24 protein-coding genes are annotated in these 26,658 nt (G+C 68.2%); 15 read left to right on the top strand and 9 right to left on the bottom strand.

Going from position 1 to position 26,658, the window contains the following annotated elements:
* Positions 1-4: 4 nt before the first annotated feature.
* Positions 5-1,210 carry a D-mannonate dehydratase ManD gene (manD, locus tag AB0M15_RS39540; protein WP_363831574.1) on the top strand — a complete coding sequence of 402 codons (1,206 nt, stop codon included), beginning with the start codon at positions 5-7 and terminating at the stop codon, positions 1,208-1,210.
* Positions 1,211-1,213: 3 nt separating this feature from the next.
* Here the strand turns inward: manD and AB0M15_RS39535 are convergent, their stop codons facing one another.
* Positions 1,214-2,431, bottom strand: coding sequence for an FAD-dependent monooxygenase (locus AB0M15_RS39535; RefSeq protein WP_363831571.1), 1,218 nt, complete (start codon positions 2,429-2,431; stop codon positions 1,214-1,216).
* 55 nt (positions 2,432-2,486) lie between these two features.
* Here AB0M15_RS39535 and AB0M15_RS39530 point away from each other — a divergent pair, with 55 nt between their 5' ends.
* Positions 2,487-3,026, top strand: coding sequence for a TetR/AcrR family transcriptional regulator (locus tag AB0M15_RS39530; RefSeq protein ID WP_363831568.1), 540 nt, complete (start codon positions 2,487-2,489; stop codon positions 3,024-3,026).
* Here the strand turns inward: AB0M15_RS39530 and AB0M15_RS39525 are convergent.
* Entirely contained in the window at positions 3,023-3,334 is a 312-nt protein-coding gene (locus AB0M15_RS39525) for a DUF6703 family protein (RefSeq protein WP_363831565.1), read from the bottom strand. The genes AB0M15_RS39530 and AB0M15_RS39525 overlap by 4 nt on opposite strands.
* An 87-nt stretch (positions 3,335-3,421) precedes the next feature.
* Between AB0M15_RS39525 and AB0M15_RS39520 the strand changes: the two genes are divergently transcribed.
* The 5 genes from AB0M15_RS39520 to AB0M15_RS39500 all read left to right on the top strand — a co-directional run bounded on the left by AB0M15_RS39520 (position 3,422) and on the right by AB0M15_RS39500 (position 8,089).
* Positions 3,422-3,718, top strand: a complete 297-nt coding sequence (locus tag AB0M15_RS39520; RefSeq protein ID WP_363831562.1) for an antibiotic biosynthesis monooxygenase — start codon at positions 3,422-3,424, stop codon at positions 3,716-3,718.
* A gap of 46 nt (positions 3,719-3,764) precedes the next feature.
* Positions 3,765-5,150 (top strand): glycine--tRNA ligase, encoded by a 1,386-nt coding sequence (locus AB0M15_RS39515; protein ID WP_363831559.1) that lies wholly within the window; start codon positions 3,765-3,767, stop codon positions 5,148-5,150.
* Positions 5,151-5,152: 2 nt separating this feature from the next.
* Positions 5,153-5,863, top strand: coding sequence for a hypothetical protein (locus AB0M15_RS39510; RefSeq protein WP_363831556.1), 711 nt, complete (start codon positions 5,153-5,155; stop codon positions 5,861-5,863).
* 1 nt (position 5,864) lies between these two features.
* Complete coding sequence (gene dusB, locus AB0M15_RS39505) at positions 5,865-6,986, top strand: tRNA dihydrouridine synthase DusB (protein WP_363831553.1); 1,122 nt, start codon at positions 5,865-5,867, stop codon at positions 6,984-6,986.
* 194 nt (positions 6,987-7,180) lie between these two features.
* Positions 7,181-8,089 (top strand): helix-turn-helix transcriptional regulator, encoded by a 909-nt coding sequence (locus AB0M15_RS39500; protein ID WP_363831550.1) that lies wholly within the window; start codon positions 7,181-7,183, stop codon positions 8,087-8,089.
* A 75-nt stretch (positions 8,090-8,164) separates the two neighbouring features.
* Here AB0M15_RS39500 and AB0M15_RS39495 read toward each other — a convergent pair whose 3' ends face one another.
* Positions 8,165-10,372, bottom strand: coding sequence for a M4 family metallopeptidase (locus tag AB0M15_RS39495; protein ID WP_363831547.1), 2,208 nt, complete (start codon positions 10,370-10,372; stop codon positions 8,165-8,167).
* Between the two features lie 218 nt (positions 10,373-10,590).
* On the opposite strand from AB0M15_RS39495, the gene ligD reads away from it, so the two are divergent.
* Positions 10,591-11,559, top strand: coding sequence for a non-homologous end-joining DNA ligase (gene ligD / locus AB0M15_RS39490; RefSeq protein ID WP_363831544.1), 969 nt, complete (start codon positions 10,591-10,593; stop codon positions 11,557-11,559).
* A 4-nt stretch (positions 11,560-11,563) separates the two neighbouring features.
* On the opposite strand, the gene AB0M15_RS39485 is transcribed toward ligD, so the two are convergent.
* Together AB0M15_RS39485 and AB0M15_RS39480 are read right to left on the bottom strand one after the other, a co-directional pair.
* Entirely contained in the window at positions 11,564-14,869 is a 3,306-nt protein-coding gene (locus tag AB0M15_RS39485; RefSeq protein WP_363831541.1) for a hypothetical protein, read from the bottom strand.
* A 25-nt stretch (positions 14,870-14,894) separates the two neighbouring features.
* Positions 14,895-15,467, bottom strand: coding sequence for a TetR/AcrR family transcriptional regulator (locus AB0M15_RS39480; RefSeq protein WP_363831538.1), 573 nt, complete (start codon positions 15,465-15,467; stop codon positions 14,895-14,897).
* A gap of 114 nt (positions 15,468-15,581) precedes the next feature.
* Here AB0M15_RS39480 and AB0M15_RS39475 point away from each other — a divergent pair, with 114 nt between their 5' ends.
* On the top strand, positions 15,582-16,520 hold the full coding sequence (locus AB0M15_RS39475) for an alpha/beta hydrolase (protein ID WP_363831534.1): 939 nt from the start codon (positions 15,582-15,584) through the stop codon (positions 16,518-16,520).
* Between the two features lie 6 nt (positions 16,521-16,526).
* On the opposite strand, the gene mug is transcribed toward AB0M15_RS39475, so the two are convergent.
* The 4 genes from mug to AB0M15_RS39455 all read right to left on the bottom strand — a co-directional run bounded on the left by mug (position 16,527) and on the right by AB0M15_RS39455 (position 19,229).
* Positions 16,527-17,039 carry a G/U mismatch-specific DNA glycosylase gene (gene mug / locus AB0M15_RS39470; protein ID WP_363831531.1) on the bottom strand — a complete coding sequence of 171 codons (513 nt, stop codon included), beginning with the start codon at positions 17,037-17,039 and terminating at the stop codon, positions 16,527-16,529.
* 834 nt (positions 17,040-17,873) lie between these two features.
* A complete protein-coding gene (locus AB0M15_RS39465) occupies positions 17,874-18,569 on the bottom strand; it encodes a hypothetical protein (RefSeq protein ID WP_363831527.1) in 696 nt (231 codons plus the stop codon).
* Positions 18,569-18,853, bottom strand: coding sequence for a hypothetical protein (locus AB0M15_RS39460; RefSeq protein WP_363831523.1), 285 nt, complete (start codon positions 18,851-18,853; stop codon positions 18,569-18,571). The genes AB0M15_RS39465 and AB0M15_RS39460 overlap by 1 nt, the downstream gene beginning before the upstream one ends.
* A 49-nt stretch (positions 18,854-18,902) precedes the next feature.
* Positions 18,903-19,229: a hypothetical protein gene (locus AB0M15_RS39455; protein WP_363831520.1), complete on the bottom strand. Its 327-nt coding sequence runs from the start codon at positions 19,227-19,229 to the stop codon at positions 18,903-18,905.
* Positions 19,230-19,318: 89 nt separating this feature from the next.
* On the opposite strand from AB0M15_RS39455, the gene AB0M15_RS39450 reads away from it, so the two are divergent.
* From AB0M15_RS39450 to AB0M15_RS39425, 6 genes are read left to right on the top strand one after another with little or no spacing between them, the layout of a single operon-like run.
* Positions 19,319-19,876 carry a hypothetical protein gene (locus AB0M15_RS39450; RefSeq protein ID WP_363831517.1) on the top strand — a complete coding sequence of 186 codons (558 nt, stop codon included), beginning with the start codon at positions 19,319-19,321 and terminating at the stop codon, positions 19,874-19,876.
* Positions 19,877-19,886: 10 nt separating this feature from the next.
* Positions 19,887-21,062: a serine/threonine protein kinase gene (locus AB0M15_RS39445; protein ID WP_363831514.1), complete on the top strand. Its 1,176-nt coding sequence runs from the start codon at positions 19,887-19,889 to the stop codon at positions 21,060-21,062.
* A 51-nt stretch (positions 21,063-21,113) separates the two neighbouring features.
* Positions 21,114-21,845: a Clp protease N-terminal domain-containing protein gene (locus tag AB0M15_RS39440; RefSeq protein ID WP_363831511.1), complete on the top strand. Its 732-nt coding sequence runs from the start codon at positions 21,114-21,116 to the stop codon at positions 21,843-21,845.
* A 9-nt stretch (positions 21,846-21,854) separates the two neighbouring features.
* Positions 21,855-23,129, top strand: coding sequence for a serine hydrolase domain-containing protein (locus tag AB0M15_RS39435; protein WP_363831508.1), 1,275 nt, complete (start codon positions 21,855-21,857; stop codon positions 23,127-23,129).
* 44 nt (positions 23,130-23,173) lie between these two features.
* On the top strand, positions 23,174-24,571 hold the full coding sequence (locus AB0M15_RS39430) for an ATP-binding protein (protein ID WP_363831505.1): 1,398 nt from the start codon (positions 23,174-23,176) through the stop codon (positions 24,569-24,571).
* A gap of 1 nt (position 24,572) precedes the next feature.
* A complete protein-coding gene (locus tag AB0M15_RS39425; protein WP_363831502.1) occupies positions 24,573-26,537 on the top strand; it encodes a VWA domain-containing protein in 1,965 nt (654 codons plus the stop codon).
* The last annotated feature ends 121 nt before the right edge of the window (positions 26,538-26,658 follow it).

Genomic DNA, 26,658 nt, shown 5'->3' with positions numbered 1-26,658 from the left:
TGAGGTGAAGATCGTCGACGCCTCAGTCATCGTCACCAGCCCGGGCCGCAACTTCGTCACCTTGCGGATCACCACCGACGACGGCGTGACCGGGCTGGGGGATGCCACCCTCAACGGCCGCGAGCTCGCGGTGGTCGGCTACCTGCGCGACCACGTCGCGCCGCTGCTCATCGGGCTCGATCCGCACAAGATCGAGGACACCTGGCAGTCGCTCTACCGCGGCGCGTACTGGCGGCGCGGGCCGGTCACGATGGCGGCGATCGCCGCGGTCGACGTCGCGTTGTGGGACATCAAGGCGAAGGTCGCGAACCTGCCGCTGTACCAGCTTCTCGGTGGCGCGAGTCGCGATCGGGTACGGACGTACGGGCATGCCAGCGGGCGCGACGTACCGGAGCTGTTCGACTCGGTTCGGGCGCGGCTCGAGCAGGGGTACAAGTCGATCCGGATCCAGACCGGAATCCCTGGCCTGCAACGGGTCTACGGCGTCGGCGGCGAGCCGGACGTCACTCCGGACGGACGGGTGCGACCGCTGGTCGAGGACTGGGACACGGCTGCCTATCTGCGGCACATGCCGACGGTGTTCGAGGCGGTCCGCAACGAGTTCGGTCCGGAGTTGCCGTTGCTGCACGACGCCCATCACCGGCTCACGCCGCAGCAGGCCGCCCGATTCGGCAAGGACTTGGAGCCGTACGACCTCTTCTGGCTCGAGGACTGCACGCCGGCCGAGAACCAGGAGGGGCTGCGGCTGGTCCGCAGCCACACCACGACGCCATTGGCCATCGGCGAGGTCTTCAACACCGTCTTCGACTTCCGGACGCTGGTGAACGAGCAGCTCATCGACTACGTGCGCGCCGCGGTCACCCACTTCGGCGGCGTCTCGCCGATCAAGAAGCTCTTCGACTTCGCCGCCCAGCAGCAGATCAAGAGCGCCATCCACGGACCGGAGGACATCTCCCCGGTCGGGATGGCCGCCGCGATCCACCTCGACCTGGCGATCCACAACTTCGGCATCCAGGAGTACGCCGGTTACACTGCGGCCACCGAGGAGGTGTTCCGGCACGCCTACACCTTCACCGAGGGCCATCTCCACCCCGGCGAGGCTCCGGGCCTGGGCGTAGAGCTCGACGACGACCTGGCCGCAGCCCATCCCTACGCCCCGGCGTACCTCCCCGTGAACCGCCTGGCCGACGGCACGGTCCACGACTGGTGACGGTCAGGCCCTGACGAGATCGGCGTAGTCGGGCAGGTCAAGCGACCCGAGCGCCTTGCCGATCCCGTTCTGGGCCCAGATGCGGCGCTGCACGAAGGTCGGCAGGTGCGGCAGTACTGCGAACGCCAGCGGTACCGCCCGCATCGCGAACTGGTTGCCGGGGATGAGCGTCTTCATCACCTTCGGCGCGAGCGCCCGGCTCGCGTCGACGGACTGCCGGACCAGTCGCTCGTAGTTGCGCAGCCCCGACGGCAGGTCGCTGCGAGCCGCGGCCAGCTCACCCGCCAGCACGTACGCCGTGATCACAGCGAGGCTGGTACCACCGCCGACCGCCGGCCCTGGGCAGTAGCCCGCGTCGCCTACCAGCCCGATCCGGCCCTTCTGCCAGGTGTCGAGAGTGATCTGCGCGATCGAGTCGAAGTAGAAGTCGTCAGCCGCGTCCAAGTGCTTCAGCATGCGCGGTACTTCCCAGCCGTAATCGCGGAACTCGTCGGCGAGCACCTGCTTCTGCCGGTCTTTGTCGCGGTAGTCGTAGTGCAGCTCCGACGCGCGATGGAACATGAAGGCGGCCCGGGCCTGGCCGGTCTGGTGCACTCCGTAGAGGCCGACGAGCCGGCCGACCTTCAGGTGCGTGAGCATCCGGTTGCCCAGCTGGAGCTCGTCAGGCATCGAGTACACGGCGAGGTAACCGCCGAGCGGTCGCTGCATCGACTCCTCGGGCCCGAACGCGAGCCGGCGGACCGTGGAGTGCATCCCGTCCGCGCCGATGACGAGGTCGAACCGACGCGGTTCCCCGCGCTCGAAGGTGACGTCGACGCCGGTGCCGTCGTCGGCCAGGGCGGCGATCGAGTCGCCGAAGATGTACTCGACGCGGTCGCGGGTGGCGTCGTACAGGAGTCTGGTGAGTTCGCCGCGGAGGATCTCGACGTGCCGGTCGGAGATGCCTGCGTTGAGCCGGTCCAGATCGACGGTGATCGGGCGTTTGCCGTCGCGGTGCAGGGTCAGCTGCTGGATCTGGGTGCGGGCCTCGCGGACGGCGTCACCGAGGCCCATCCGCTCGGCCACCTCGACGGCGTTGCTGAACAGGTCGACCGCGTGACCGCCGAGCCCGTGCCGCAGTTCCGGCGTCCGCTCGACCACCGTCGGCTCGAACCCGTACCGCTCCAGCCAGTAGGCGAGGACCGGCCCCGCCACACTTGCCCCTGAGATCAGTACCTTCATCACGACCGCCTCCCGCCCGAAAATTTGTTTACTTGACGGAAGGTAAGCTAACGTCATGCCAAGAGCAAGGAGTGGCGACACCAAAGCCCGGATCCAGGCCGCCGCGCTGGAACTGTTTGCCGAGAAGGGCACGCAGCAGACCAGCCTGCGCGACATCGCGGACCGGCTCGGCGTCACCAAGCCGGCGCTCTACTACCACTTCGCCTCGCGCGACGAGCTGGTCCGCAGCCTGGTCCAGCCGATGAAGGAGGCCTTCGAGGCGTACGTCGACGCGCAGGAGGCAGCCGCCCCGGTCGAGCCGCGCGAGCTGTTGTCGTCGTACTTCGACCTCGCCTACGAGCACCGGCGGCTGATCCAGCTGGCGATCAACGACCTGACCGTGCTGCAGGAGACCGGCCTGGCGCTGACGTTCGTGAACTGGCGGACCCGGCTGATCGCCCTGATCATCGGCGACGACCCGCCGCTGAGCGAGCAGGTCCGGGGGATGGTCGCGTTCGGAGGGCTGTCCGACTGCGCGGTGATGTTCGACCACGTCGACCGGGAGGAACTCAGGAAAGCCTCGGTCGACGCGGCCTACGACACGTTGAAGCCTTAGCTGTTCGCGATCCTCGACACCGCGAACAGCAGGATGACGAGGACGGAGAAGATGCGCATGCCGCGGGCTCCGGTGCTGACCACCGGCCAGGAGAGGAAGCCGAGCCAGGCGAGCAGGACGGCCAGCAGGATCAGGGCGGGGATGCCGACGCCGATCGGGGCGAAGACGCCGATCAGGGCGAGTACCAGGGTGATGCCCGGCAGGGTCAGCTTCGGCATGGCGTGCAGCCGGGCCACGATCGGGTAGCTGGCCTTGGTGATCCGTGCCCGGAGCGGGCTGACCGGCTGACTGCTGGGTGTGCTGCTCATTCGGCCATTGTTCCAGGTCGGCAGAGCAAGGCCGTTCGAGTAGGGCCAGCGGACGGTGACCGGGCGTGACGCCGTACGCTGTCGCGGGTGTTCGTGGTGATCAGGTTCCGGGTCGAACAGACCGCGCAGCCGGAGTTCATTGGTCGGCTGGAGACCGCCGTCGAGGTGCTGTCGCGGCAGAAGGGTTTCGTCGCGGCCAGGACCGGGCGGAACGCCGACGAGCCCGAGCTGCTCGCGCTGAGCATGGAGTGGGTGAACATCGGCAGCTACCGCCGCGCGCTCTCGCCGTACGAGGTGAAGCTGGCGGCCGTACCGCTGCTGTCGCAGGCAATCGACGAACCCACGGCGTACGACGATCTGAGCGAATTCTCTCCGCTCCGCTGACCCGATAGCCTTGACCTTTGCCGTACCACCAATCTGGAGTCGAAAAGTGCCCGTGGATACCGTCGATGCCGTCGTCAGCCTCAGTAAGCGGAGAGGCTTCGTGTACCCGTGCGGCGAGATCTACGGCGGTACCAAGTCGGCGTGGGACTACGGTCCGCTCGGCGTCGAACTGAAGAACAACGTCCGGACCCAGTGGTGGCGGTCGATGGTGACGAGCCGCGACGACATCGTCGGGCTGGACTCGTCCGTCATCCTGCCGACCCGGGTCTGGGAGGCGTCGGGCCACCTGCAGGAGTTCGTCGACCCGCTGACCGAGTGCCAGTCGTGCCACAAGCGGTTCCGTGACGACCACCTGCGCGAGGACTTCGCCCGGCGGAAGAACAAGGACGCCGACGACGTCAAGCTCGACGAGATCGCCTGCCCGAACTGCGGCAACAAGGGCACCTTCACCGAGCCGCGGATGTTCAACGGCCTGCTGAAGACGTACCTCGGCCCGGTCGAGTCCGAGGAAGGCCTGCACTACCTGCGGCCGGAGACGGCGCAGGGCATCTTCATCAACTTCGCCAACGTGATGGGCACGGCGCGGAAGAAGCCGCCGTTCGGCATCGCGCAGGTCGGCAAGAGCTTCCGCAACGAGATCACCCCGGGCAACTTCATCTTCCGGACCCGTGAGTTCGAGCAGATGGAGATGGAGTTCTTCGTCGCGCCCGGGTCGGACGAGGAATGGCACGAGTACTGGCTGAAGGCGCGCTGGGACTGGTACACCGGTCTCGGGCTGAACCCCGACAACATGCGGCTGTACGAGCACCCGAAGGAGAAGCTGAGCCACTACTCGAAGCGCACCGTCGACATCGAGTACAAGTTCCACTTCGGTGGCAAGGAGTTCGACGAGCTCGAGGGCATCGCGAACCGGACCGACTTCGACCTGTCCACGCACTCCAAACACTCCGGCGTCGACCTGTCCTACTTCGACCAGGAGAAGGGCGAGCGCTGGACGCCGTACGTGATCGAGCCGGCCGCCGGGCTGACCCGTAACGTGCTGGCCTTCCTGCTCGACGCCTACACCGAGGACGAGGCGCCGAACGCCAAGGGCGGTGTCGACAAGCGGACGGTACTGCGCTTCGACCCGCGCCTCGCCCCGGTCAAGGCGGCCGTGCTGCCGCTGTCCCGCAATGCCGACCTGTCCCCGAAGGCGAAAGACCTGGCCGGCGAGCTGCGGAAGAACTGGAACGTCGACTTCGACGACGCCGGCGCGATCGGCCGCCGCTACCGCCGCCAGGACGAGATCGGTACTCCGTACTGCATCACCGTCGACTTCGACACCCTCGAGGACCAGGCGGTGACGATCCGCGAGCGTGACTCGATGAAACAGGAGCGGGTCGCCCTGACCGAGGTGACCGGCTACCTGGCGCAGCGTCTGGTGGGCTGCTGACGATGCCTGCTCTGTCGCTGCGGGGGATCATGACGCCCGGCCGGACCAAGTTCGGCGTGGCCGTCTTCGGGCTGAGCGCGTTGCTGGTCTTCCTGGTGGCAGGCTGCTCGGACAGCGCGCCGGATGCCGGCGGCAAGCCTTCCGCCAACCCGACTTCGGCAGGCTCTTCGGGGCCGAGCGCACCGAGCATTCCGACCACTTCGAAGCCGACGCTGACTCCGCTGCCGGTGCCCTCGAAGCCGTGGCCCACGCCGTCGGTGAAGGGTGAGCCCGCTTCGGACGCGCCCCTGGCCCAGCGGATTCGGTTCGCGATCTCGAAGCAGGCTCAGATCACGGCTGGGCGCGCGGCCACGACGTCGGTGAACTGCCCGGGGATCGACAAGGCCGAGACGGCCGGCAAGCACACGCTGACCTGCACGGTGACGTACGCGGGCAAGGCGTACACGGGTCAGCTCACGGTCGACGCGAAGCAGTACTCGGCGTCGTACAAGTTCACCTCCGACTCGGTCGCGATCGTTCGGGCGAAGGTGGTCGACGCTGTCCTGCGCACGGTGCCTGGCGCTGCGAAGGTCACTTGCACGATGGATGACGTCGCGGTCGTGAAGCACACTGCCGAAGGCATCGCGTGTGACGTGACGACTACCGCTAACGCAGTACAGCCTTATAAGGCGCAGGTTTCCGGTAACGGCCAGGTCCTGGTGGCGAAGGCCTGACATGTTGAAGCTCGGTGACCTGACGATCGATACGCCGGTGGTGCTCGCGCCGATGGCCGGCATCACCAATGCGGCGTACCGGCGGTTGTGTGCCGAGCAGGGCGCCGGGCTGTACGTGTGCGAGATGATCACGTCCCGCGGGATCGTCGAGGGCGACCAGAAGAGTCTGGACATGCTCACCTTCGACGAGCGCGAGACGGTTCGGTCGGTGCAGCTGTACGGCGTCGATCCGGTGTACGTCGGGCGCGCGGTGGAGCTGCTGTGTTCGGAGTACGGGGTGGCGCACGTCGACCTCAACTTCGGCTGCCCGGTGCCGAAGGTGACGCGCAAGGGTGGTGGCGGAGCCCTTCCCTGGAAGCGGAATCTGCTCGGCGCGATCCTCGAGGCGGCGGTGCGGGCCGCGACGCCGTACGGGATCCCGGTCACGATGAAGACCCGGATCGGCATCGACTCCGCCCATCAGACCTACCTCGACGCGGGCAAGATCGCCGAGGAGTCGGGTGCGGCGGCGATCGGGCTGCACGGCCGGACCGTGGCGCAGGCGTACTCCGGCCAGGCCGACTGGACCAAGATCGCCGAACTCGTCGAGCACGTGAACATCCCGGTCCTCGGCAACGGCGACATCTGGGAGGCGTCCGACGCGCTCCGGATGGTCGCCGAGACCGGTTGCGCCGGCGTCATCGTCGGCCGCGGCTGCCTCGGCCGCCCCTGGCTGTTCCGCGACCTGGCCGTGGCCTTCGCCGGCGGCGAGGCGCTCAACCTGCCGACCCTCGGCGAGGTCGCCACCGTCATGCGCCGCCACGGCGAACTCCTGGCCGGCCTGATGGGCGAACAACGCGGCCTCCGCGACTTCCGCAAACACGTCCCCTGGTACCTGAAGGGCTTCCCGGCAGGTGGCGAACTCCGCGCCGCCCTGGGCATGGTCGACTCCCTGACCCACCTCGACGAACTGCTCTCCCAACTCGACCCCACCGCCCCCTTCCCAGTCCAGGAACTAGGCTCCCCCCGAGGCCGCCAAGGCTCCCCCCGAGACCACGTAGTCCTCCCACACGGCTGGCTGGACGACACAGACGGCCTGAACACCGACCTCGCAGACGCCGAAATAGGCGTCTCCGGGGGCTGACTGATCGCCGATGGCCTGCGGTTACGGCACGTGTGGCCATGGTGACTGCGAGGCGATCCCTTGGCGGGGCAGGGTTCTGGTGCTCGCGCGGAGGGCGTAGGAAATGGTAAGACGGCGGGATGCAATTGCCTTCAGCACCCTTTCTCTCGGCTTTCGCGGAGCCGCTTTATCGGGCGGCGGTGGTGGGTGGGCGGATGAGTTTGGAGGCGCTGGCTGAGCGGGCTGGTGTCGAGCGGGGCGTGGCTGCGGACGAGGTGAAAGCGCTGGCTGCGATTGGGTTGCTTGAAGTGAGTGACGGGGGGATCGAGGCGGTTGCGCCGCGGATTCCGTTGGAGCAGGTGGCGGCTGAGCATGCGCGGGCTGCTGATGCCACTCGGCAGATCGCGTCGGTGTTTGCCGGCATCTGGAGCGAGGCGGGTGACCGGTCGAGCTTCGTCGAGGTGATTGCGGACGAGGCGCGGTGTACGGCTGTCGAGACCAAGCTGATGGATGACACCGCCTCGACCGTCGACGGTTTGTGCATCGGCCCGGTTTCGCCGCGGCGGGTGCAGAGCGGGATGCAGATCCCGCGGCCCGGTGTGGCGGTCGGATTCCTTGCGGCGATGGAGCGCGGCGTGCGAGCACGCGGGCTGTACGGCGTATCGGTGCTCGAGGACTTCGAAGGACTGGCCGCGGTTCAGCAGTGCATCGCGGTCGGTGAGCAGGCGCGGGTCTTCGCCCAGGTGCCGGTCAACCTCATGCTGTACGACGGCAAGCGCGCGATGTTGTCGGTGCCGGGCCAGAAAGGGGCGCGGCGGTCGCTCATCGTCGTCCACGAGTCCGGCCTGCTCGACTCCTTGATCAGTCTCTTCGAAGTCTTCTGGCAGATGGGGGTGCCGCTGTCGGCGGAGTCCCAGGTGGTCGACGCGTTGGATGGCCCGGGTTCGGACGAGCAGCAGCTGCTGTCCTACCTGGCAGCCGGTCTCACCGATGAGGCGATCGCCCGCGACCTGGGCGTGAGCGCTCGAACGGTCGGCCGGCGGATCGCTCGGCTCGAAGAGGTGCTCGGCGCCCACAGCCGGTTCCAGCTGGCCACGCAGGCGAGCCGTCGCGGCTGGATCTGAGCTGGCACAGCAGCACCTCCCCGAGGCCGAAGCGCTCGAAGAGGTGCCGCTGCTGCAAAACCGATCAGGCCGAGGTCACTCCGCCACGGTGGCCGTGAACGCGCCCGATCCGGAGTCGGACTTCACCACGAGGCGGTAGGTGCCCGCCGTGTTGTTGTAGGTGAACGACTCGTCCGGGTTCGGGGTGATGCCTTGGGCAACCGTCACGTAGGAGAATCCGGACAGCTTCTGCAGGTAGACGTCGAAGTCCGCGCCGGTCGGCCCGTCGAGGCAGACCTTGAGCTGGCCCGCGTCGGAGTCACTGAAGGCAGGGAACGTCTTGCTGCCGCCTGCGGTGAGGCTGCCGTTGTAGGTGAGGGCGCCGGTGCACGTCCCCCCGCCACCGCCGCCGGAGACGACCCACGAGAACGACACGCTGGACGTCTTGCCCCCGGCGTCGGTGACCTTCGCGGTGACGGTGGAGGTGGCCGCGGTGGTCGGGGTACCGGAGATCAGACCCGTCGAGGCGTTGACCGTGAGACCCGCGGGAAGACCCGTCGCCGACCACGAGTACGGCGTGGTGCCACCCGTCGCTGCGAGCTGCAGCGTGTCAGCCGTCCCTACCGTGCTCGTCTGGGAACCGGGGTTGGTGACCGCCGGGGAGCCGGGGTCCGGGTTGCCCGTGCCACACGTCTCGGTCGTCGCCGCGACGGCGATGGCCGTGAACGCCTTCTCGACGGCTTGGCACTCGGCCGAGCCCTGGCCGTAGAGGTCCTTGGCGGACTTGATCGCGCCGGTCCGGGCGTTGGAGTACTTGCTCGACGACGTGAGGTAGGTCGCCAGCGTGCGGTACCAGATCTTCTCGGCCTTCGCGTGACCGATGCCGGTCACGGCCGCGGCGCCGCTGCAGGTGGGGGAGTTGTAGCTGACGCCGTTGACGGTCTTGGCGCCCGAGCCCTCGGAGAGCATGTAGTACCAGTGGTTCAGCGGGCCCGAGGAGTAGTGCGGGTCGAGGGAGCCGAGCGTCGACGACCAGCAGTCCTTCGACGCCCCGTCCTTGCTCGGCTTGTCCATGTAGCGCAACGGCGCGCCGTCGCCACGGATGTTGATCAGCTCGCCGATGTAGTAGTCCGGTACGTCGTTGGGGCTGTTCACGTAGAACTCGACGGCCGTACCGAAGATGTCGGAGTTCGCCTCGTTGAGACCGCCGGCCTCACCGGTGTACACGAGTCCCGCGGTGTTCTCGGTGACGCCGTGGCTCATCTCGTGCGCGGCGACGTCCAGTTCGGTGAGCGGGGCGGCGTTGTTCGCGCCGTCGCCGTACGACATCTGGGTGCCGTCCCAGAACGCGTTGACCATCGCGTTGGCGAAGTGAACGCGCGAGCGGGCACCGCGGCCGTCGTTCCAGATGCCGTTCCGGCCGAGCTGGGTCTTGTAGTAGTCGAACGTCTTCTGCGCGCCGTAGAGCGCGTCGACAGCGGCGGACGCGCGGTCGGAGTTCGTCCCGGTGCCCCACTTGTCGTCGGCGTCGGTGAAGATGTCCCCGTCGGGGCCCTCACCGGTGTTGGGGTCGCCCTGGTTGTGGACGTCGGTGGCGGTGTTGCCGCTCGCGTCCCTCATCTCGAACCCGCCGCCCGACTTGGCGGTGGTGGTGATGGAGACGTTGTGGGCGAAGATGCCGTCGCCGGTACCGGTCTTGATCTCGTCGTCGGTCAGCAGCACGGCGCCGGTGCCGGCGTCGACGTACGTGTGCAGCCGGGTCGGGACCTGGTTGGCGCGAAGGCCGGTGGTCAGTACGTCGTACGCCAGCTTCGGACCCTGGTCGGTCACCAGAACGACCAGCTCGTTCGCAGCGGTCTTCTCGTCCTTGGTGGCCTGGGCCGTGGCGAGTCCCTTGGCCTGCGCGGCCGCCTTGGAGATCTTGGCGGTCCGCGACGCGGGCGCGACGCTCTTGCGGCCGAGGTTGTACGTGACGTCCTCGATGGCGCCCTTCGCGTCCTTGTGGGTGACCAGGTCGCCACCGATCACGCGCAGCCCGTCGAGCGTGCGCTGGTACCGCACGTGCGTGCCGCCGTCCGCATCCTCGATGACCGACTTGACGGTCAGCTTCTCGCCCGATGCCAGGCCCAGCGCGGAGGCGCTCGCCGGGGCGTGCGCCTGCTCGTCGGCAGCCAGCGAGCTCGGCTCGCGACCGACGGCGCCGGCAGGAGCCTGGTCGGCGTGGGCGGCGAAGAAGGGCGTCATCACCAGCCCACCGGCGAGGAGACCGCTGACCGCGGCCAACCTGGTCTTGTTTCGTTTCACAACTGCTCCTTGGGGCGGGGGTCGACGGTCGGTCGACCTGTACTGCGCCGGTCGCGTCCGACATGTCTCGGGCACGTCGGCGTTTGGGTGCTCTGAGTTTGAGCAAGCCCTTGTACCAGCGGAAGGCATCTCGCTGACGGAGATCGGCACCGCCGATTTACGACATCACCCGGAGCGGAACGACCTCGTTGAACTCGGTCAGCGCTTAGGCTCCTGTCATGGCGAGCAAGCCGGACGAGACGCGTGACGGAGTACCGCTGACCAACCTGGATCAGCCGCTGTTCGATGGGGCCGAGGCGACCAAGCGGGACCTGGTGGACTACCTCGACGCGGTGCATGGGCAGATGCTGGTGGGGTTGCAGGAGCGGGCGTTGTCGGTGGTTCGGATCCGGCCGGGGCAGCCGTCGTTCATGCAGAAGAACGTGCCGAAGTACACGCCGGAGTGGGTGCGGACGGTGCAGGTGTGGGCGGAGGCGTCCAAGCGGGAGGTGTCGTACGCCGTCTGCGACGACCGCCGGACGCTGCTGTGGTTCGCCAATCAGCGGGCGGTCGAGTACCACCCGGCGCTGATGCGGCTCGATCGGCCGGATCGGGTCACGCAGCTGGTACTGGACCTGGACCCGCCGGAAGGCGACGACACGTTCGCGCTGGCGGTACAGGCGGCTCTGCTGGTCAAGCAGGCACTCGCCAACCTCGGGCTGGATGGAGCGGTGAAGACGAGCGGCGCCAAGGGCGTGCACGTCTATGTACCGATCGATGACTCAGTCACCATCGAGGACGCGGCCGCTGCGACGCGGGCGATCGCCGCGCGGGCCGCCCGGATCGACCCGGTGCTCGCGACCACGGCGTACGTCAAAGAAGAACGCCACGGCAAGGTTTTCGTCGACTCCACCCGAGCCGGCGGCGCCACCGTCGTAGCCGCCTACAGCCCCCGCATCCGCCCCGGCACGACGGTCTCCTTCCCGGTCGGCTGGGCCGACGTCGAGCAGATCACCCCCAGAGACTTCACCGTCAAAACGGCACCGGCCCTGCTCAAAACCTCATGGGCAGACCAACTCCCCGCGCCCCAAGCCCTCCCCGCCGACCTGATCGCCGAGGGCCACGAGATCCCGATCGCCCGAGTAGTGGCCATGCACGAAGGCAAACGCCGCAAAGCCGCCGCCCGCAAAGCCGCCGAGGACGACTAACCCGCTAGTACTCGCTGGCAGTTGTCAGGTCCAAGGCGGCGTAGCGGACATCCGGCGTGGGGTGGTTGCGGAGGTCGGCCAGTAAGGCGCGCCAGGCAGGGGACCAGGCGGAGTTGTCGGAGGCGGCTGCCACCATCGCCAGTGCTAGATGGCCGTCCACCGCGCGGCCGGTGCGGGCCAGTTCGGTTGCTGGGGCGAGGGTCTTGGTGGCGGTTCGGTGGGATGGGCTGTGTAGGCGGTAGCGGAGTTGCTGGGCAGCTGCGGCGATCACCAGAGGACGGTCGGCCATCAGGTCTGCGACCTCGGTGAGGCCGGTCATCGGTTCGGTCCAGTCGAGTGCCCAGATCATCGGCTGAACGCGAAGCGCCAGGTACTCAGGTGCCACCAGTTCGGCGGCCGCGTCGAGCAGCGGTTGCTTGCTGGTCCAGTCCACCGCGCCGCCGACCTTCGCCATCAGCAGCGTCAGGCGCTGACGGGCGGGGTGGTCGCGGTCGGCTTCGGCGTTCGGTACGTCCGGCTTGCTCTCCAAGCGGACCAGCAGCCTGACGGCGGAGATCAGCTCATCGCGGCCGTGCCCGGCGGCGATCATGCCCGAGAGCGCGTTGGCTGCGTCGCTCCAGTTATTGCTGCGGTTGGTGAGGTCGGTGATGAAGGCGGCGCAAACCGGTGCCACTGCCGGATTGTAGGGAGCCCAACCCGCTAGCGACCGCAGAGCAGCTCCTACGGTCGGGGACTCCGGCCGGTTGGTCACTGCGATCAGCAGGTCGGCATACCGCGACCTGTACTGCGCGGCGATGCTCAACGGCGCCCGCTGCACCAGCGCCTCCGCAGTCGCCGGCGAATCGTGCACGGCCTCCTGCAGCAACGCCCACGCCTCCGGCTCGTGCAGTAGATGTTGCGAAGCGGCACTGGTGATCGCGGCCCGCACATCCCGATGGGCACCAGCCCATGCCTCAGCCAGTACTTCGCTAGCGCCCTCGGCACGCAGTACTCCGAGCAGCCGCGCAGCCTCCTTGCGCGACGTCACCTTCATACCCTCACCCAGCAGCACCGGCCGGAACGTCTCCGCCAGGGTGCTCGGCTTGGCGAATCGTGCAGCCCGACTGGCCGCATACAGAGCCACCCGCGCCCGGTCGTCACCCGCATAGCTGAGCAGCACGGGTAGAGCCGTCTCCGGCTGGTCGATCCAGGCCAGTGCTCCAAGGGCCGCTTCCTGCAGCACCACCAGCTCGCTACCGAGGAACGGCTCGACAGCGGCTCGTCCGACGCCCGGCAACCGGCCCAGCGTCGAGACGGCCCGTGAGCGCGCCCACTCGGGCATGCGGGTGTCGTTGGCGGCGGCTGCCACCAGTTCGGCGTACCGGCTGTGCTGGCGGGGGAGCCAGCGCTGCAGGGCGACCGGCGAGACGTGCCAGGCAGGGTGGTTGCGGGTGAAGCGGCGGATCCGGTCGGGCGCGGCCAGTACCGGGTCGAGGAGATCCGTGCGGACCTCGGTGACGGCTGCCCAGATGGAGTCCCAACGGGCCATTCCGACTTCACGGTCGATGATCCGGCCGACGCGTTCCGCCCGGGTCGCCGGGGGAGCGAGCCAGAGCCGGGCGGCGTGGTCGACCGTGTACTCCTTGTTCGACCAGACGGCCTGTTCGAGCACCAGGTGCAGGTCGTCGATGGGCCAGCCCCGGCGGCCGAATGCTTCGGCGATCGCGAAGGCGAGTCCGAACTCCTGACGCTTCGCCGCCGCTTCGACGTACGGCCGCAACGCGTGATAGACGAGGTGCTCACGGCCGCGCGGCAGACCGTCGACGAGTCCGGACAGGTTGACCGTGCCGGTGCTGTCGGCGAGTCGCGCCTGGGCCCGGAGACCCCAGTCCAGCAAGGCGAAATGGTTGCCTAAGGCACCTTGCTTGATCGCGGTCTCGGCGAGCTGGTTGAGTGAGGCGCGGGAGCTCCAGGAGAGATCGCGAGCTTCGAGCGCATCGGTCAGCAGCGTCTGCAGCGCGTCGACGTGGAGGTCCGTCAGCTGCGACGGCGGCAACGAAGTGGCTTCGTCCAGTACCGCGTCCCGGACCGGGTCCTGGTCGTTGCGGACCTTGGTCGCCCAGCTCAGCGCCTTCTCGATCGACTCCGGTTCGCGCGAGTGCCCGGCGCTCGCGATGACGGAACGGTAGACGACGGCGCGTGCCCCCGCCTCGGGCTGGTTGACCTCCGGCCCGAGCCGGGCGAACGCCTCGTCGAAGGGCAGGTAGCCGCTGTAGAACCACTGCCGTTCTGGATCGCGGTCCTGGAAGACCTCGATCAGCCGGCGGGCTTGCTCGTGCCGGAGTCGCCGCGGGAGGACGGTCAGCAGCTCATCGGGCAGCTCCGTGCGGCCGAGCTCGATGGTGGCGGCCACGCCTTCGAAGATCGTCGATCGGCGGGCCGGCGGGAGGTCGGCCAGCAGGTTGGCGACCTGAGGCCAGAGCAGGCGACCGAGGGCGATCAGCTCGCCGTCGGCGAACCGGTACAACCTTCGCCGGAGCGCAGGAGTGAGAGCACGATGCAGCGCCCTCGCCCGGTCGGGTGCCAGCAGCAGCTCGAGCAGGCCGGCTGGGTCGAGGTCGGCGAGCCGGCCGATGATGCTGATGACGGGCCACGGAAGGTCGTACCGCGGCATCGCTGTCCGGATCAGCTCGAACACGCGCTCCGGATGGCTGTCGATCGCCGCGACCACGCCGTGGGCGACGCTGTTCCACCACTCGGTCCGGTAGATGGTCTCCTCGGGCAGCGTTCGGGAGGCGTGGTCCAGAACGGCTTCCGGGTGGCGAGTGGCCAGTCGGGCCCAATCGCCTGACGAGAGTGTGTACGCCAGGTCAGGCAGGAGGCGTTCGACGGTTGCCGAGTCGGTGCTGCTGAGCAGGCCGGCCGCGGCGCGGTCGCCCCAGCGTTCGCGCTGCTCGTCGATCAGGCGCGCGGCCAGGGCTTCCCGCCGGGTCCGGCGGATGACGCCCAGGATGCGGGTGCGGAGGGCCGCGGGCGCATCGGCGTACAGGCTCTGCAGGGCCTCGTCGGACACCGGTACTCCGCGCCCTGCGGCGGCGAGCGCGCGCCATTGGAACAGCGGGTCGCTGAGGAGCGTGGTGATGTGCTCGACGTCGCCGCCGATCTGGGCGAGCTGGAGGCCGATCGTCCGGGCGAAGGTGTCGCCGGTGTCGAGCTCGGCGATCAGCGTGGGCAGGTCGGGGGAGCCGCGGCGGGCCTCGCGGGCGACTAGTTGGACGCGTTCGCCGTACGGGAGTTTGTCGAGGGCGGTCAGCAATTCGGTCGCTCGCATCCTCACATCCTGCTCGATGGTGGAGTCAGGACGGGAGATTGGCCGCCATCAGGAGTTCGGCGGCTTCGCGGGCGCGGGTCGCCGGGGCTGCGGACTCAGTGAAGACGGAGGTGGTGATCGCGCCTTCGCTGAGCAGGATCAGGTAGTCGGCCAGGCGCTGCGGATCCTTTGCGCCGGCCGCTTCGGACAGCTCGGCCAGCGCGTCGCGGAAGCCGGCCTTGTGCTTGCGGGCCAGCTCCGCGACGGCGGGGGAGACCGTGCCGAGCTCGCCGAACGAGTTGATGAAGGCGCAGCCGCGGAAGCTCTTCTCCTGGAACCAGTCGTCGAGGAAGTCGAAGACCGCGAGGATGCGCTCGCGCGGATCGGTCTCCGCGTCGACGTGCTCGGCCAGCATGGACTTCCACTGCAGGTCGCGCTTGTGCAGATAGGCCTCGATCAGGTGGTCCTTGGACGGGAACAGCTGGTAGAGCCGCTTGAGCGAGACGCCGGACGCGGTCCGGATCGCGTCCATGCCGACCGCCTGGACGCCGCGTTCGTAGAAGAGCGCGTCCGCCGCGTCGAGCACCTGCTGCTGCGCGGTCGCTGTGTCGATCGTCATATCGCCTTCCTCTGCCGTGCCGCTTGCGCGGAGAACCAACGTTCTCCTAGAGTACTGGACATCGGCGGAGAACGCTCGTTCTCCGCCCTCGGAACTCAATGGAGGAGTACTTCGATGACCGTTCTGGAGCCTGCTGCCCAAGCTTTCGCCGACGCGACCAGCGTCCCGCCGTTCCTGTTCCAGTTGCCGCCGGACGAAGGCCGCAAGGCGGTCGACGACGTGCAGACCACCGACTACCCGAAGCTTCCGGTCGACGAGGAATGGCTGACCGTCCCGGCTGGTGACGGTGCAGTGAGGGTTCGGGTGATCCGGCCGGCGGGGAGTACCGGTCCGCTGCCGGTGATCCTCTACATTCATGGCGCCGGCTGGGTCTTCGGTGGCTCGCACACGCATGACCGGCTGGTGCGGGAGCTGGCGGTCGGGGCGGGGGCGGCGCTGGTCTTTCCGGAGTACGACCTGTCGCCGGAGGCGCAGTATCCGGTCGCGCTGGAGCAGAACTACGCGGTGGCCCGGTGGATCGTTGCTTCTGGCAAGGACCACGAGCTGGACGCGAGCCGGCTGGCGATCGTGGGCGACTCCGTCGGCGGCAACATGACCGCGGCGGTGACGTTGCTGGCGAAGGAGCGGGGCGACGTGCGGTTCGCGCAGCAGGTGCTGTTCTACCCGGTCACCGACGCGTCCTTCGACACGGAGTCGTACAAGGAGTTCGCCGTGGGGTACTTCCTGCAGCGCGACGGGATGAAGTGGTTCTGGGATCAGTACACGACCGACGAGGCGCAGCGGAACGAGATCACCGCGTCACCGCTGCGGGCGACCCTCGAACAGCTCCGCGGCCTGCCCCAGGCGCTGGTGATCACCGGCGAGGCCGACGTACTGCGGGACGAGGGCGAGGCGTACGCCGCCAAGCTCCGCGAAGCCGGCGTCGAGGTCACGGCCGTCCGGCTGGCCGGCATCATCCACGACTTCGTGATGGTCGACGCGATGCGCGACACCCACGCGGCCGAAACCGCGATCAACCTCGCGATCACCACCTTGCGCAAGGCCCTGGCCTGAAAGCCCTCAGCCGCCGTCTGCGCTGACCTTCTCCAGCTCAGCGTAGGCGGCCGCAAGCTTGGGCAGCGTGTAATGCGCATTCAGCCCACTCGGATTGGGCAGGATCCAAACCCGGGTCTCCCCGATCCGCTTGGCTTGCTCGCCCATCACCGCCTTGCGCTCGTTGAACGCATCCCGGTATGCCGTAACCCCCACCACCGCCAACCACCGAGGCTGATACTCGAGCACCTTCTTGACCAAGTTCTCGCCCCCGGCAACCAACTCGGCCCTCGTCAACTCATCAGCCCGAGCCGACGGCTTGTCCACCACATTCGTAATCCCCAGCCCCAGCTCAAGCAGCTCCCGCTGCTCATCCGGCCGAAACTGCCGCGGCGTAAACCCAGCCAAATGCAACGCCGGCCAGAACCTGTTCCCCGGCCTAGCGAAGTGATGCCCGGTCTCCGCCGACACCAATCCCGGGTTGATCCCACAAAAAAGCACCCGCAAACCCGCCCCGATCACATCACCCAGTGGCTGCACCCCCGCACCCTAGCCCCGAGCCGGCAATAGCTGCGTAGTACTCGGGTGAGGGCGCTGTGGTTGCGGGGTGCTGAGCTAAGGGGACTGTGGTTCGCGGGCTCCCGCTGCGGGATTGTGCTAGTCGAGTCAGTGCGCGTCAAGAGCGCTTCGCGTCCCTTCGGGATCGAACAAGTTCGACTCTTGACCCACACTGCCTCGACCAGGGAAGGACGCAGCTGTCGGGATCCCGCGGAGGGGTCTGGGCCCAGGGATGTTTGGGCAAGGTGGGTCGGGTTGCGGGGTGCTGATCGCAAGGTGGGTCGTGGTGGGGGGACGTCCGCAAGGCAGTCGGGTTGTGGGGTGGCGAGGCAGGTTGGCCGGTTGGCGGGGTGCTGATGGCGAGGCGAGTCGCGTTGTGGGGTGACGGCGGCCGGGCTGGCCGGTTTTTGGTGACTTTGTGCTCGACGTGAGCGGATCTGGCGGCGGGGAATGCTCAGGTGGAGCACAAGGTGCCTCAGGCAACTGATTTGCGAGGTCGGCTGACGGGTTGTTTGGCCGCTGGCGAGCTGCAGGGCGGTAGGGGGCCAAGAACCTGCCAGTGGCCCGCACCTGGGGATCGGCTGTGCTCAGCCCGGGGCGGAAGGGGGGTGCGCCGGGCCTTGCGGGAACCTCGAATTCGCAGCACCGTCGCGCACGGCGCCGCCCGCCGCCCCCTCCGCTCCGGCGCTGCCCGCCGCCCCCTCCGCTCCGGCGCTGCCCACCGCCCCCTCCGCTCCGGCGCCGCCCACCGCCCCCTCCGCTCCGGCGCCGCCCACCGGCCCCGGAGCGGAGGGGGCGGTGAGCGGCTGGGGGGAGTTAGTCGTTGTCGTTGTTGAGGTTGGTGGGGAGTTGGGAGTTGATGCAGGAGCGGGCGACGAAGAGCCAGATGGTTTCGCCGGTGGCGTCGTCTACCCGGATCATCGATGCGCCGTTGTCGGCGGTGGTGTAGCGGTAGCCGCCGGTGGTGGGGAGGGGGAAGCCGGCCGGGTCGCGGAGGGAGCCGGTGGCGTAGGTGCTGTCGGTGAAGTAGTTGTAGTAGCCGGTGCACGCCGACGGGTTGATGCGTACGACGATCGCGCCGTTGCCCGTGTGCGGGGCGACGTCGAAGTCTCGGCCGAAGGTGCGGCGGTGGACCAGGCGGTCGCTGGTCGCGCTGCTGCAGCTGTCGGCGACAGGCGTCGAGTGCGAGGTGTCGAGGGCACCGGGGACCAGGTAGGCGCAGAAGCTCGTACCGTCACCAGCTCGCCAACGTCCGAAGTGGAAGTTGTTCGCCGTCGTCGTGCTCACGTCGAAGCGGGTACCGGCGATCGCCGTCCCCATCACGTAGCCGCACGACTTGTTGGCCAGCCAGCCGCCGGCCGGCATCACCCCGTGGTTGTTGCAGGCGGCGGCAGGCTTCGGCACGTTGCCGATCGTCACGTACTGATTGATCGCCTGAGCAGGCTGGCTCAACCCGACGGCGGCCAGCGCTCCGGCCGCCAGTGCGACGAGCGCGCGCTTCGCGACGGACATCAGCAGAACCAGCCGTCCTGGACCCAGCCGTTGTGGTTGATCGTCCCGTAGGCGAACCCGTGCACCCAGCCCGGAATGATCTGGTCGATCTTGAAGGTTTCGCCGTAGTGCAGGGTGCCGGCCCGGGCGCCACCCGGCTCGGTGCGGAACTGCAGGTCGGTGGCGCACACGGTCTCCCGTACGCCGAGATGCCCATCGGCTGCCTGCGCCTGGGTGGTGTTGAGGGCCAGCCCGACGACGACCAGTGCGGCACCGGCGGCGGCAGTACGAAGTACTCGATTCATTGCGGTTTCTCCTCTAAAACGGGGCGGAATTTCAGAGAGCGTGCGGAGATCACCAGCTGTCGTAGCCGCCGATGCACTCCTCGCGGATGAAGCCCCAGTCGTTCGGGCCGAAGTCCTGGATCGAGGCCCAGCCGTTGTAGACCGGGTGCTTGCCCGGCGTGTGCCCGATCTTGTCGCCGTAGCCGAGCGTGCGGATGTAGGTGACCGGGCCGGGGATCGAGAAGTTGTAGTTCTCGTACATGGTCGCGCTCTGGCAGATGTTGATCGCGTGCCGCGGAACCTCGACCGCGTTGGCGGCCGGCGTACCGGTGCCGAGGGCGAGTCCAACCGCGGCCAGCGCGGCGACGGCGAGCGCGACAGGAGCCTTGCGTGTCATCTCAACCTCCAAGAGTTTGTAAGCTGAGATGACGGTAAGGCGTGTCGCCAGAGATGGCAATAGGTGTACTCAGTGGATACGCTGGCCCGGTGAACAGCACACGTCCGCTGCCCGTCGAGGAGGCTGACCCGTATCGCGAGCGCTTCTACGGGATCGCCGAGATCGCCGAGGCGCTCGGCCTGAACCGGCAACTGGTGACCGCCTGGCGCCGGCGCCGCAGCCATGGCATCCCCGAGCCCGACGCCGAGCTGTCCTCCGGGCCGATCTGGCGCGGCGAGACCGTCGAGCCGTGGATCGACCAGCTCCGCGACCGGCGCGAGACGCAGCCGCTCACCGGCGAGGTCGCGCTGAAGGCTGCCCGGCGGATGCTCCGGATCTCCGCCCTGCTGCTCGAGCAGCCGATCCGGCTCCGCCTGCTCAGCCAGGCGCTGGCCGAGGCGCGAGAGCTGATCCCGATCGTGGACGAGGCCGACGACGACCCCCTCGGGCAGGGCGTCAAACAACTGCTCTCACCGCTGCGCAGAGTTGGTGACGAACCCAAGGATCTGAAGGCGTTCCGCCAGCTCGTGCTCGCCGAGCTGGCACAGCTGGAACCACTGATCGGGATGGCAGCAGAATCCCTTCCGGATCCGGAGAGTGGGGGTTAGTGTGCGAGCCGTGATCGTCGAAGTACCTGGCTACCGCCTGGCGGAGCCGCTGGGTGCGGGTGCGACAGGGGTGGTGTACGAAGCGAGCCGACTGGCCGATGGGGCGGCCGTCGCGGTCAAACTGGTGCATCCCGAGCTGGTCGACCCGCAGTACCGTGACCGGCTTCGCCGGGAGGCTCGACTGGCCGGTGCCGTCGTCCACCCCGGCGTGGTCCGGGTTCACGAGGTGGGCGGGGAGGGCGATCAGGCCTGGCTGGTGATGGACAGGCTGAGCGGCCCGGATCTCCAACGCCTGCTGGAAGATCAGGGCCCGCTGACTCCTGAGCGCACGGTCGAGCTGATGACTCAGGTCGCCGAGGCGGTCGACGTACTGCACCACGCGGGCGTGATCCATCGCGACCTCAAGCCGGCCAACATCATCCTCGACGGCGACCGCCCGATGGTCGCCGACTTCGGTGTCGCCCGGCAGCTAGTCAGCCTCGAGTCGAGTACCGGAGTGGACCTCAGTGGCGGCGCCGGCTGGCTGCAGAGCGGCTCACCCTCAGGTCCTTCGCTCGGCGCGGTCGCCGGGACCGTCGCCTACATGGCGCCCGAGCAGTGGCGTGGCGATCCGGTCTCGGCCGCCACCGATGTCTACGCGCTCGGTGGCACCCTCTTCACTCTGTTGACCGGCGAGCGGCCCTTCAATCGCAGGACTTTGCCGGAGCTCGCGTACGCCGTCGCGATCCTCCCGCCGCCGACGCCGAGCCTGTACGGCGTACCGGCTGGCTTCGATGAGGTGGTCCGTCGAGCGATGGCCAAGGAGCCGGGGGAGCGGTATGCGAGCGCGGCCGCCTTCGCCGCCGCTGTCGAGGCTGCAGCCAATGGCGCTGTGGTTGAAGCACCGGTACGCCGTCGGCGCATGGTGTGGTGGGCCGCCGTCGCGGTGCCGGTCGTTTTGGTCGGTGGCGTCGCGGCGACCGTGCTGGCGCAGGGGCATGAGACCCCGGCGACCAAGCTGACCGTCTGCGCGCAGGATGCGACCGTACGGGACGCGCCACGCAGCAAGACGGTGGTCGCCAAGGTTTTCCGCGGCGACCAGGTGACCCCGATCGCCGAACGCGACGGCGCCTCCTGGGTGCACGTCCAGCTCGCGGACGGCCGAACCGGCTGGGCGCTGACCGAATTCGTTCGGCACCAGTGCTGAGTCGTCAACCCATGGTTGACTTCGCCTGAAAGTCAACCTAGCGTTGACGACATGACTCCTGGGCCCGACCTTCAGCAACTCATCGACACGATCCGCGAGGACGCCGCCTCCGACGACGTCCTCGACCAGCTCGGCACTGCCGCCGGCACGATCAGCGAGCTGACCAATACCAGCGATGCCGCCCTCGGATACTTCGTCGATCGCGCTCGCGGCGCCGGCAAGTCCTGGGTCGAGATCAGCGCGGTGCTCGGCGTGAGCAAGCAGGCCGCGCACAAACGCTTCGCCGACTCCTGGACGGCCCAGCCGGCCCTCGATCGGTACACCCCGCGCACCAAGGCCGTGCTGACCGGCGCGAAGGAGGTTGCCCGTGGCATGAACCACCCGTTCATCGGCACCGAGCACCTGCTGCTCGCCTTGTACGGCCAGCCTGAGTCGCTCGCGACCCGTGTTCTGCTGGCGCGCGGCATCACCGAGGAAGCGGTCGCCGCGGCCGTCGCCGAGCAGAGTCCGGCCAAGGCGGCCGGTACGCCGAGGGACGTCGAGGCCGCGCTGAACGCCGACAATCCGCCGTACACGCGCAAGGCTGCGCACGTCCTCCAAGGCGCGGTGGCCGAAGCGCTCGTACTCGGCCACAACTACGTCGGCACCGAGCATGTCCTGCTCGCCTTCTACCGTGACTCGGCCAGTGTCGCCACCGAGACGCTGACGGCGCTCGGGCTGGACGAATCGGCCGCCTGGGCGGCGATCCGGGCCATTCTCGAAGAGGTGACGAACGGCAAGTAGGTTGGCTGCATGCCTGACTGGAGTTCCCGCCTGGAAGAGTTGGCCGCCGGGGCCGCGGTACCGGGCGCGGTGCTCGGGATCTGGGCCGACGGTGAGCAGAGCATCACGCCGTACGGCGTCCTGAACCGCGCGACCGGTGTCGGGGTCACGGCCGGCTCGCTCTTCCAGGTCGGGTCGATCACCAAGACCTGGACCGCGACCCTGATCGCCCAATTGGTTGCTAAGGGCAAGCTCTCGCTGGACGACGCCGTCGTGAAGGTGTTGCCCGAGGCGCCGATCGACAGCCGGATCACCGTCCGGCACCTGCTCACGCACCAGAGCGGCATCGACGGCGACTTGTTCACCGACACCGGCCGCGGCGACGACTGCCTGGAGCGGTACGTGGCCTTGCTGGCCGACGTGGACCAACTCTTCGAACCCGGTACTGCGTACTCCTACTGCAACTCCGGCTTCGTCCTGCTCGGTCGCCTCATCGAGATCCTCGACAACCGCACCTGGGACGAATCGCTCGCAGCCCGGTTGATCGAGCCACTCGGCCTGACCCAGACCACGACCCTCCCCGAGCAAGCCATCCTGCACCGCAATGCCCTCGGCCACACCGCGGACGGCGTACCGGTGAAAACCTGGAACCTGCCGCGCAGCATCGGCCCAGCCGGCCTGATCGCCCAGAGTGCGGCCGACCTGCTGCAGTTCGCCCGACTGCATCTTGATGGTTATGCCGAAATGCGCGAGCCGCAGGTCGCCGTCCCTGGCGCGACCGGAGGGTTCGAAGCAGTCGGTCAAGCTTGGCGGCTCTACGACTGGTCAGGCCGCAAACTCTTCGGCCATGACGGTATGACGGTCGGCCAACTCGCCTTCCTCCGCATCGATCCGGAGGCCCGGCTGGCCGTCTGCCTGCTGACCAACTCGGCCAACGCCCCGGCCCTCTTCGACCAGCTCGCCTCGGAGATCTTCACGCACCATGTGGGCGCCGCCGTGCCGCTCCCGCCGGAGCCGATCGAGGGCATTCCCGCAGGTCACGAGCATGTCGGCGTCTACGAGCGAGCAAGCGTCCGGATGGAGGTCACCCACCGCGCCGACCGTCTGGTCCTCACCTCTCAGGCCACCGGCGATCGCCTTGCCTTCGCAGAGGAGCCCGTCGTCGAGTACGACCTCTACCCAACCGCCCCCGCCGACGGCAACCACTTCGTCGCCCGCAACGCCCCGGACCAACCCTGGACCACGGTCACCTTCACTCCGACCTACTTGTTCAACTCCGGCCGGGTCACTCCATGGACAAGTTGAGATTTCACGGGCGTGCGCTGGAAGAGCGAGCTAACGTCGTCTGGGTGACCAGTGCACCTGTTGATCTTCCCCGTAAGGCCGGCGAGCTGCGCGCCGCCGGATTCGTCCCCCGTTCGATCAAGGCCGAGATCCGCGACAACCTGCTGACGGAGTTGCGTGCGGGTCGCGACCCTTGGCCCGGCATCGTCGGCTTCTCCCGCACCGTGATTCCCCAGCTCGAGCGCGCCCTGATCGCAGGGCACGATGTAGTACTCCTCGGCGAACGAGGACAAGGCAAGACCCGCCTGCTCCGCACCCTGATCGGCCTGCTCGACGAGTGGACCCCGGTGATCGAGGGTGCCGAGCTGCCCGAGCACCCGCTCGACCCGATCACGCCCGCGTCCAAGCGCCGCGCCGCCGAGCTCGGTGACGACCTGCCGGTCGCCTGGCTGCACCGCAGCCTCCGGTACGCCGAGAAGCTCGCGACCCCCGACACGTCGGTGGGCGACCTGATCGGCGACGTCGACCCGGTCAAGGTCGCCGAGGGTCGCAGCCTCGGTGACCCCGAGACGATCCACTTCGGACTCGTACCGCGCGCGCACCGCGGCATCGTCGCGATCAACGAGCTGCCGGACCTGGCCGAGCGAATCCAGGTGGCGCTGCTCAACGTGATGGAGGAGCGCGACATCCAGGTCCGCGGGTACACGCTGCGGCTGCCGCTCGACGTGTTGCTGGTGGCAACGGCCAACCCCGAGGACTACACCAACCGCGGCCGGATCATCACCCCGCTGAAGGACCGGTTCGGCGCCGAGGTGCGGACGCACTACCCGCTCGACATCGACGCCGAGGTGGATGTCGTACGGCAGGAATCGCATCTCACGGCGGAGGTGGGAGAGCCGCTGCTCGAAGTACTGGCCCGGTTCGTCCGGCACCTGCGCGAGTCGACCGCGATCGACCAGCGCTCGGGTGTGTCCGCGCGCTTTGCCGTCGCCGCTGCCGAGACGGTTGCGGCCGCTGCGCTTCGGCGTTCCGCGATCACCGGTGAGGAGCCGGCCGTCGCGAGGCCGGTCGACCTCGAGGCTGTTCCCGCCGTACTGCGGGGGAAGCTGGAGTTCGAGCCGGGTGAGGAAGGGCGCGAGACGGAGCTGCTCGAGTACCTCCTGCGCCGGTCCGTTGCTGACACCGCTCGTGAGCGGTTCGCCGGACTTGACCTGACGCCGTTGGCAGATGCCGTTGCCCAAGGCCACATGGTGACGACGGGTGAGCGGATTCCGGGTCGCGACGTACTGTCTGCGCTGCCCGAGCTGCCGGTACTGCACGACGTGGCGGCGCGTGCCGGGGTCTCGCCCGACGACTCACCCGGCCGGATCGCGGCGGCGGTCGAGTTGGCGCTGGAAGCGCTCTACCTGTCCAAGCGATTGGCGAAGGACGCCGACGACGACACGACCGTCTACGGGGCCTGAGATGTCGCAACTACCGGAAGGTTGGTCGTACGGACCGTGGCACGACGGTCCTGACCCGCTCGCCCCGCCGGTGGATCTGCGGGACGCGCTGGACGAGCTCGGCCGCGACGTGATGGGCGGCTCGTCACCGAGATCCGCGCTGGAGGAGTTGCTCCGGCGCGGTACTCGCAACACCCAAGGGCTCGACGATCTGACGCGTCGCTTGTGGGAGCGGCGCCGGGAGATCCAGCGGCGCCACAATCTGGACGGCACCCTGCGCGACGTACAGCGATTGCTGGACGAAGCGCTCGAGGCCGAGCGACATGACCTGTTCCCGAATCCGTCGGACGATGCGCGGTTCCGGGAGATGCAGTTGGACGCGCTGCCGTCCGGCACAGCTGCGGCTGTGCGGGAGTTGGCCGACTACGACTGGCAGTCGAGCGAGGCGCGGCAGAAGTACGAGGAGATTCGCGAGCTGCTCGGGCGTGAGTTGCTGGGGTCGCGGTTCGAGGGGATGAAGGAGGCCCTGCAGAACACGACGCCTGAGGACATCGAGCGGATCAACGAGATGCTGGCCGATCTCAATGCGCTGCTTGCTGCGCATGCGCAGGGGCATCCGCAGATCGATGAGCTCTTTGGCGAGTTCATGGCCAAGCATGGCGAGTTCTTCCCGGAGAATCCGCGCAATGTCGATGAGCTGATCGACGTACTGGCTGCGCGGGCGGCGGCTGCGCAGCGGATGCTCAACTCGATGACGCCGGAGCAACGAGCCGAGCTGGCTCAGCTTTCGCAGCAGGCATTCGGGAATCCGCAACTGTCGCAGCAGTTGGCGAATCTCGATGCTCAGCTGCAGGCGTTGCGGCCGGGAGAGGACTGGTCGGGGTCTGAGCGGATGAGTGGTGACGATCCGCTGGGGTTGGCCGAGGGCGCTCGGGCGATGTCGGATCTGGCGGAGCTGGATGCATTGGCTGAGCAGTTGGCGCAGTCGTATCCGGGGGCTCGGCTGGAGGATATCGACCTCGATGCGCTGACCCGGCAGCTCGGTGACGAGGCGACGGTCGACGCTCGGAGGTTGTCGGAGCTCGAGCGGGAGTTGCGCAATCAGGGGCTGTTGGAGCGTGCGCCTGACGGCACGTTGCAGTTGTCCCCGAAGGCGTTGCGGCAACTCGGGCAGACGGCGCTTTCCGACGTACTGCGAACTGCGCGTGGCCAGTCCGGCGAGCGGGATGCGGCTTCGGCTGGAGCGGCCGGCGAGCTGAGTGGGTCAACGCGCCCGTGGCAGTTCGGCGACACCCAGCCGTGGGATGTACCTCGCACGGTGCGCAACGCGGTACTGCGAACCGCCGGCGCTGCTCATGACGGCTCGGTGCGGCTGGATGTAGCCGATGTCGAGATCGCCGAAACAGAACACAGGGCCCGAGCCGCGGTCGCGCTGCTGGTCGACACCTCCTGGTCGATGGTCCAGGAAGGCCGCTGGCTACCGATGAAGCGCACGGCCCTAGCCCTGCACCAACTCATCTCCACGCGCTACCGCAACGACGCCCTCCAACTGATCACCTTCGGCCGGTATGCCGGGGTGGTGGAGTTACCGCAGCTGATCGGCATGGAAGGCACCTGGGAACAAGGCACCAACGCCCACCACGCCCTCCTGCTGGCCGGCCGCCACCTACGCCGCCACCCCGACGCCCAACCGGTAGTCCTGATGGTCACCGACGGAGAACCAACAGCCCACCTGGAACCGGACGGCACCGCGGAGTTCGACTACCCACCCCGCCCGGCCACCCTCCGCAAAACAATCTTCGAGGTAGACCGCCTAGCCAAACTAGGCGCCACCGTCTCCATCTTCCGCCTGGGTGACGACCCCCGCCTCAACCAATTCGTAGACCTACTAGCCCGCCGAAGCGGCGGCCGAGTCCTAGCCCCCGACCCAGACGGCCTAGGCGCAGCAGTAGTAGGCGACTACCTACGAACCCGCCGCCGCCTCTGACTCTGAGCCCGATCCCGGCCTGAAGCCAGCACCTTGAACACCGAACGGCGACCTTGAACAAGTAATTACTTGTTCAAGGTCGCCGTTCGGTGTTCAAGGTCGCACTTGCCTGTCCAAGGTC

Origin of the sequence: Kribbella sp. NPDC051718, from assembly GCF_040681515.1 — a bacterium.
Classification (GTDB): Bacteria; Actinomycetota; Actinomycetes; order Propionibacteriales; family Kribbellaceae; genus Kribbella.
This window is presented reverse-complemented; position numbering and strand designations above follow the sequence as displayed.

Coding starts and splice junctions, on each gene's coding strand:
- AB0M15_RS39465 (WP_363831527.1), bottom strand. CDS start 18,569: ATGTCCGTCGCGAAGCGCGCGCTCGTCGCACTGGCGGCCGGAGCGCTG.
- AB0M15_RS39530 (WP_363831568.1), top strand. CDS start 2,487: ATGCCAAGAGCAAGGAGTGGCGACACCAAAGCCCGGATCCAGGCCGCC.
- AB0M15_RS39440 (WP_363831511.1), top strand. CDS start 21,114: ATGACTCCTGGGCCCGACCTTCAGCAACTCATCGACACGATCCGCGAG.
- AB0M15_RS39435 (WP_363831508.1), top strand. CDS start 21,855: ATGCCTGACTGGAGTTCCCGCCTGGAAGAGTTGGCCGCCGGGGCCGCG.
- AB0M15_RS39460 (WP_363831523.1), bottom strand. CDS start 18,853: ATGAATCGAGTACTTCGTACTGCCGCCGCCGGTGCCGCACTGGTCGTC.
- AB0M15_RS39510 (WP_363831556.1), top strand. CDS start 5,153: ATGCCTGCTCTGTCGCTGCGGGGGATCATGACGCCCGGCCGGACCAAG.
- dusB (WP_363831553.1), top strand. CDS start 5,865: ATGTTGAAGCTCGGTGACCTGACGATCGATACGCCGGTGGTGCTCGCG.
- AB0M15_RS39425 (WP_363831502.1), top strand. CDS start 24,573: ATGTCGCAACTACCGGAAGGTTGGTCGTACGGACCGTGGCACGACGGT.
- AB0M15_RS39475 (WP_363831534.1), top strand. CDS start 15,582: ATGACCGTTCTGGAGCCTGCTGCCCAAGCTTTCGCCGACGCGACCAGC.
- AB0M15_RS39480 (WP_363831538.1), bottom strand. CDS start 15,467: ATGACGATCGACACAGCGACCGCGCAGCAGCAGGTGCTCGACGCGGCG.
- ligD (WP_363831544.1), top strand. CDS start 10,591: ATGGCGAGCAAGCCGGACGAGACGCGTGACGGAGTACCGCTGACCAAC.
- AB0M15_RS39500 (WP_363831550.1), top strand. CDS start 7,181: ATGAGTTTGGAGGCGCTGGCTGAGCGGGCTGGTGTCGAGCGGGGCGTG.
- AB0M15_RS39525 (WP_363831565.1), bottom strand. CDS start 3,334: ATGAGCAGCACACCCAGCAGTCAGCCGGTCAGCCCGCTCCGGGCACGG.
- AB0M15_RS39485 (WP_363831541.1), bottom strand. CDS start 14,869: ATGCGAGCGACCGAATTGCTGACCGCCCTCGACAAACTCCCGTACGGC.
- AB0M15_RS39535 (WP_363831571.1), bottom strand. CDS start 2,431: ATGAAGGTACTGATCTCAGGGGCAAGTGTGGCGGGGCCGGTCCTCGCC.
- AB0M15_RS39455 (WP_363831520.1), bottom strand. CDS start 19,229: ATGACACGCAAGGCTCCTGTCGCGCTCGCCGTCGCCGCGCTGGCCGCG.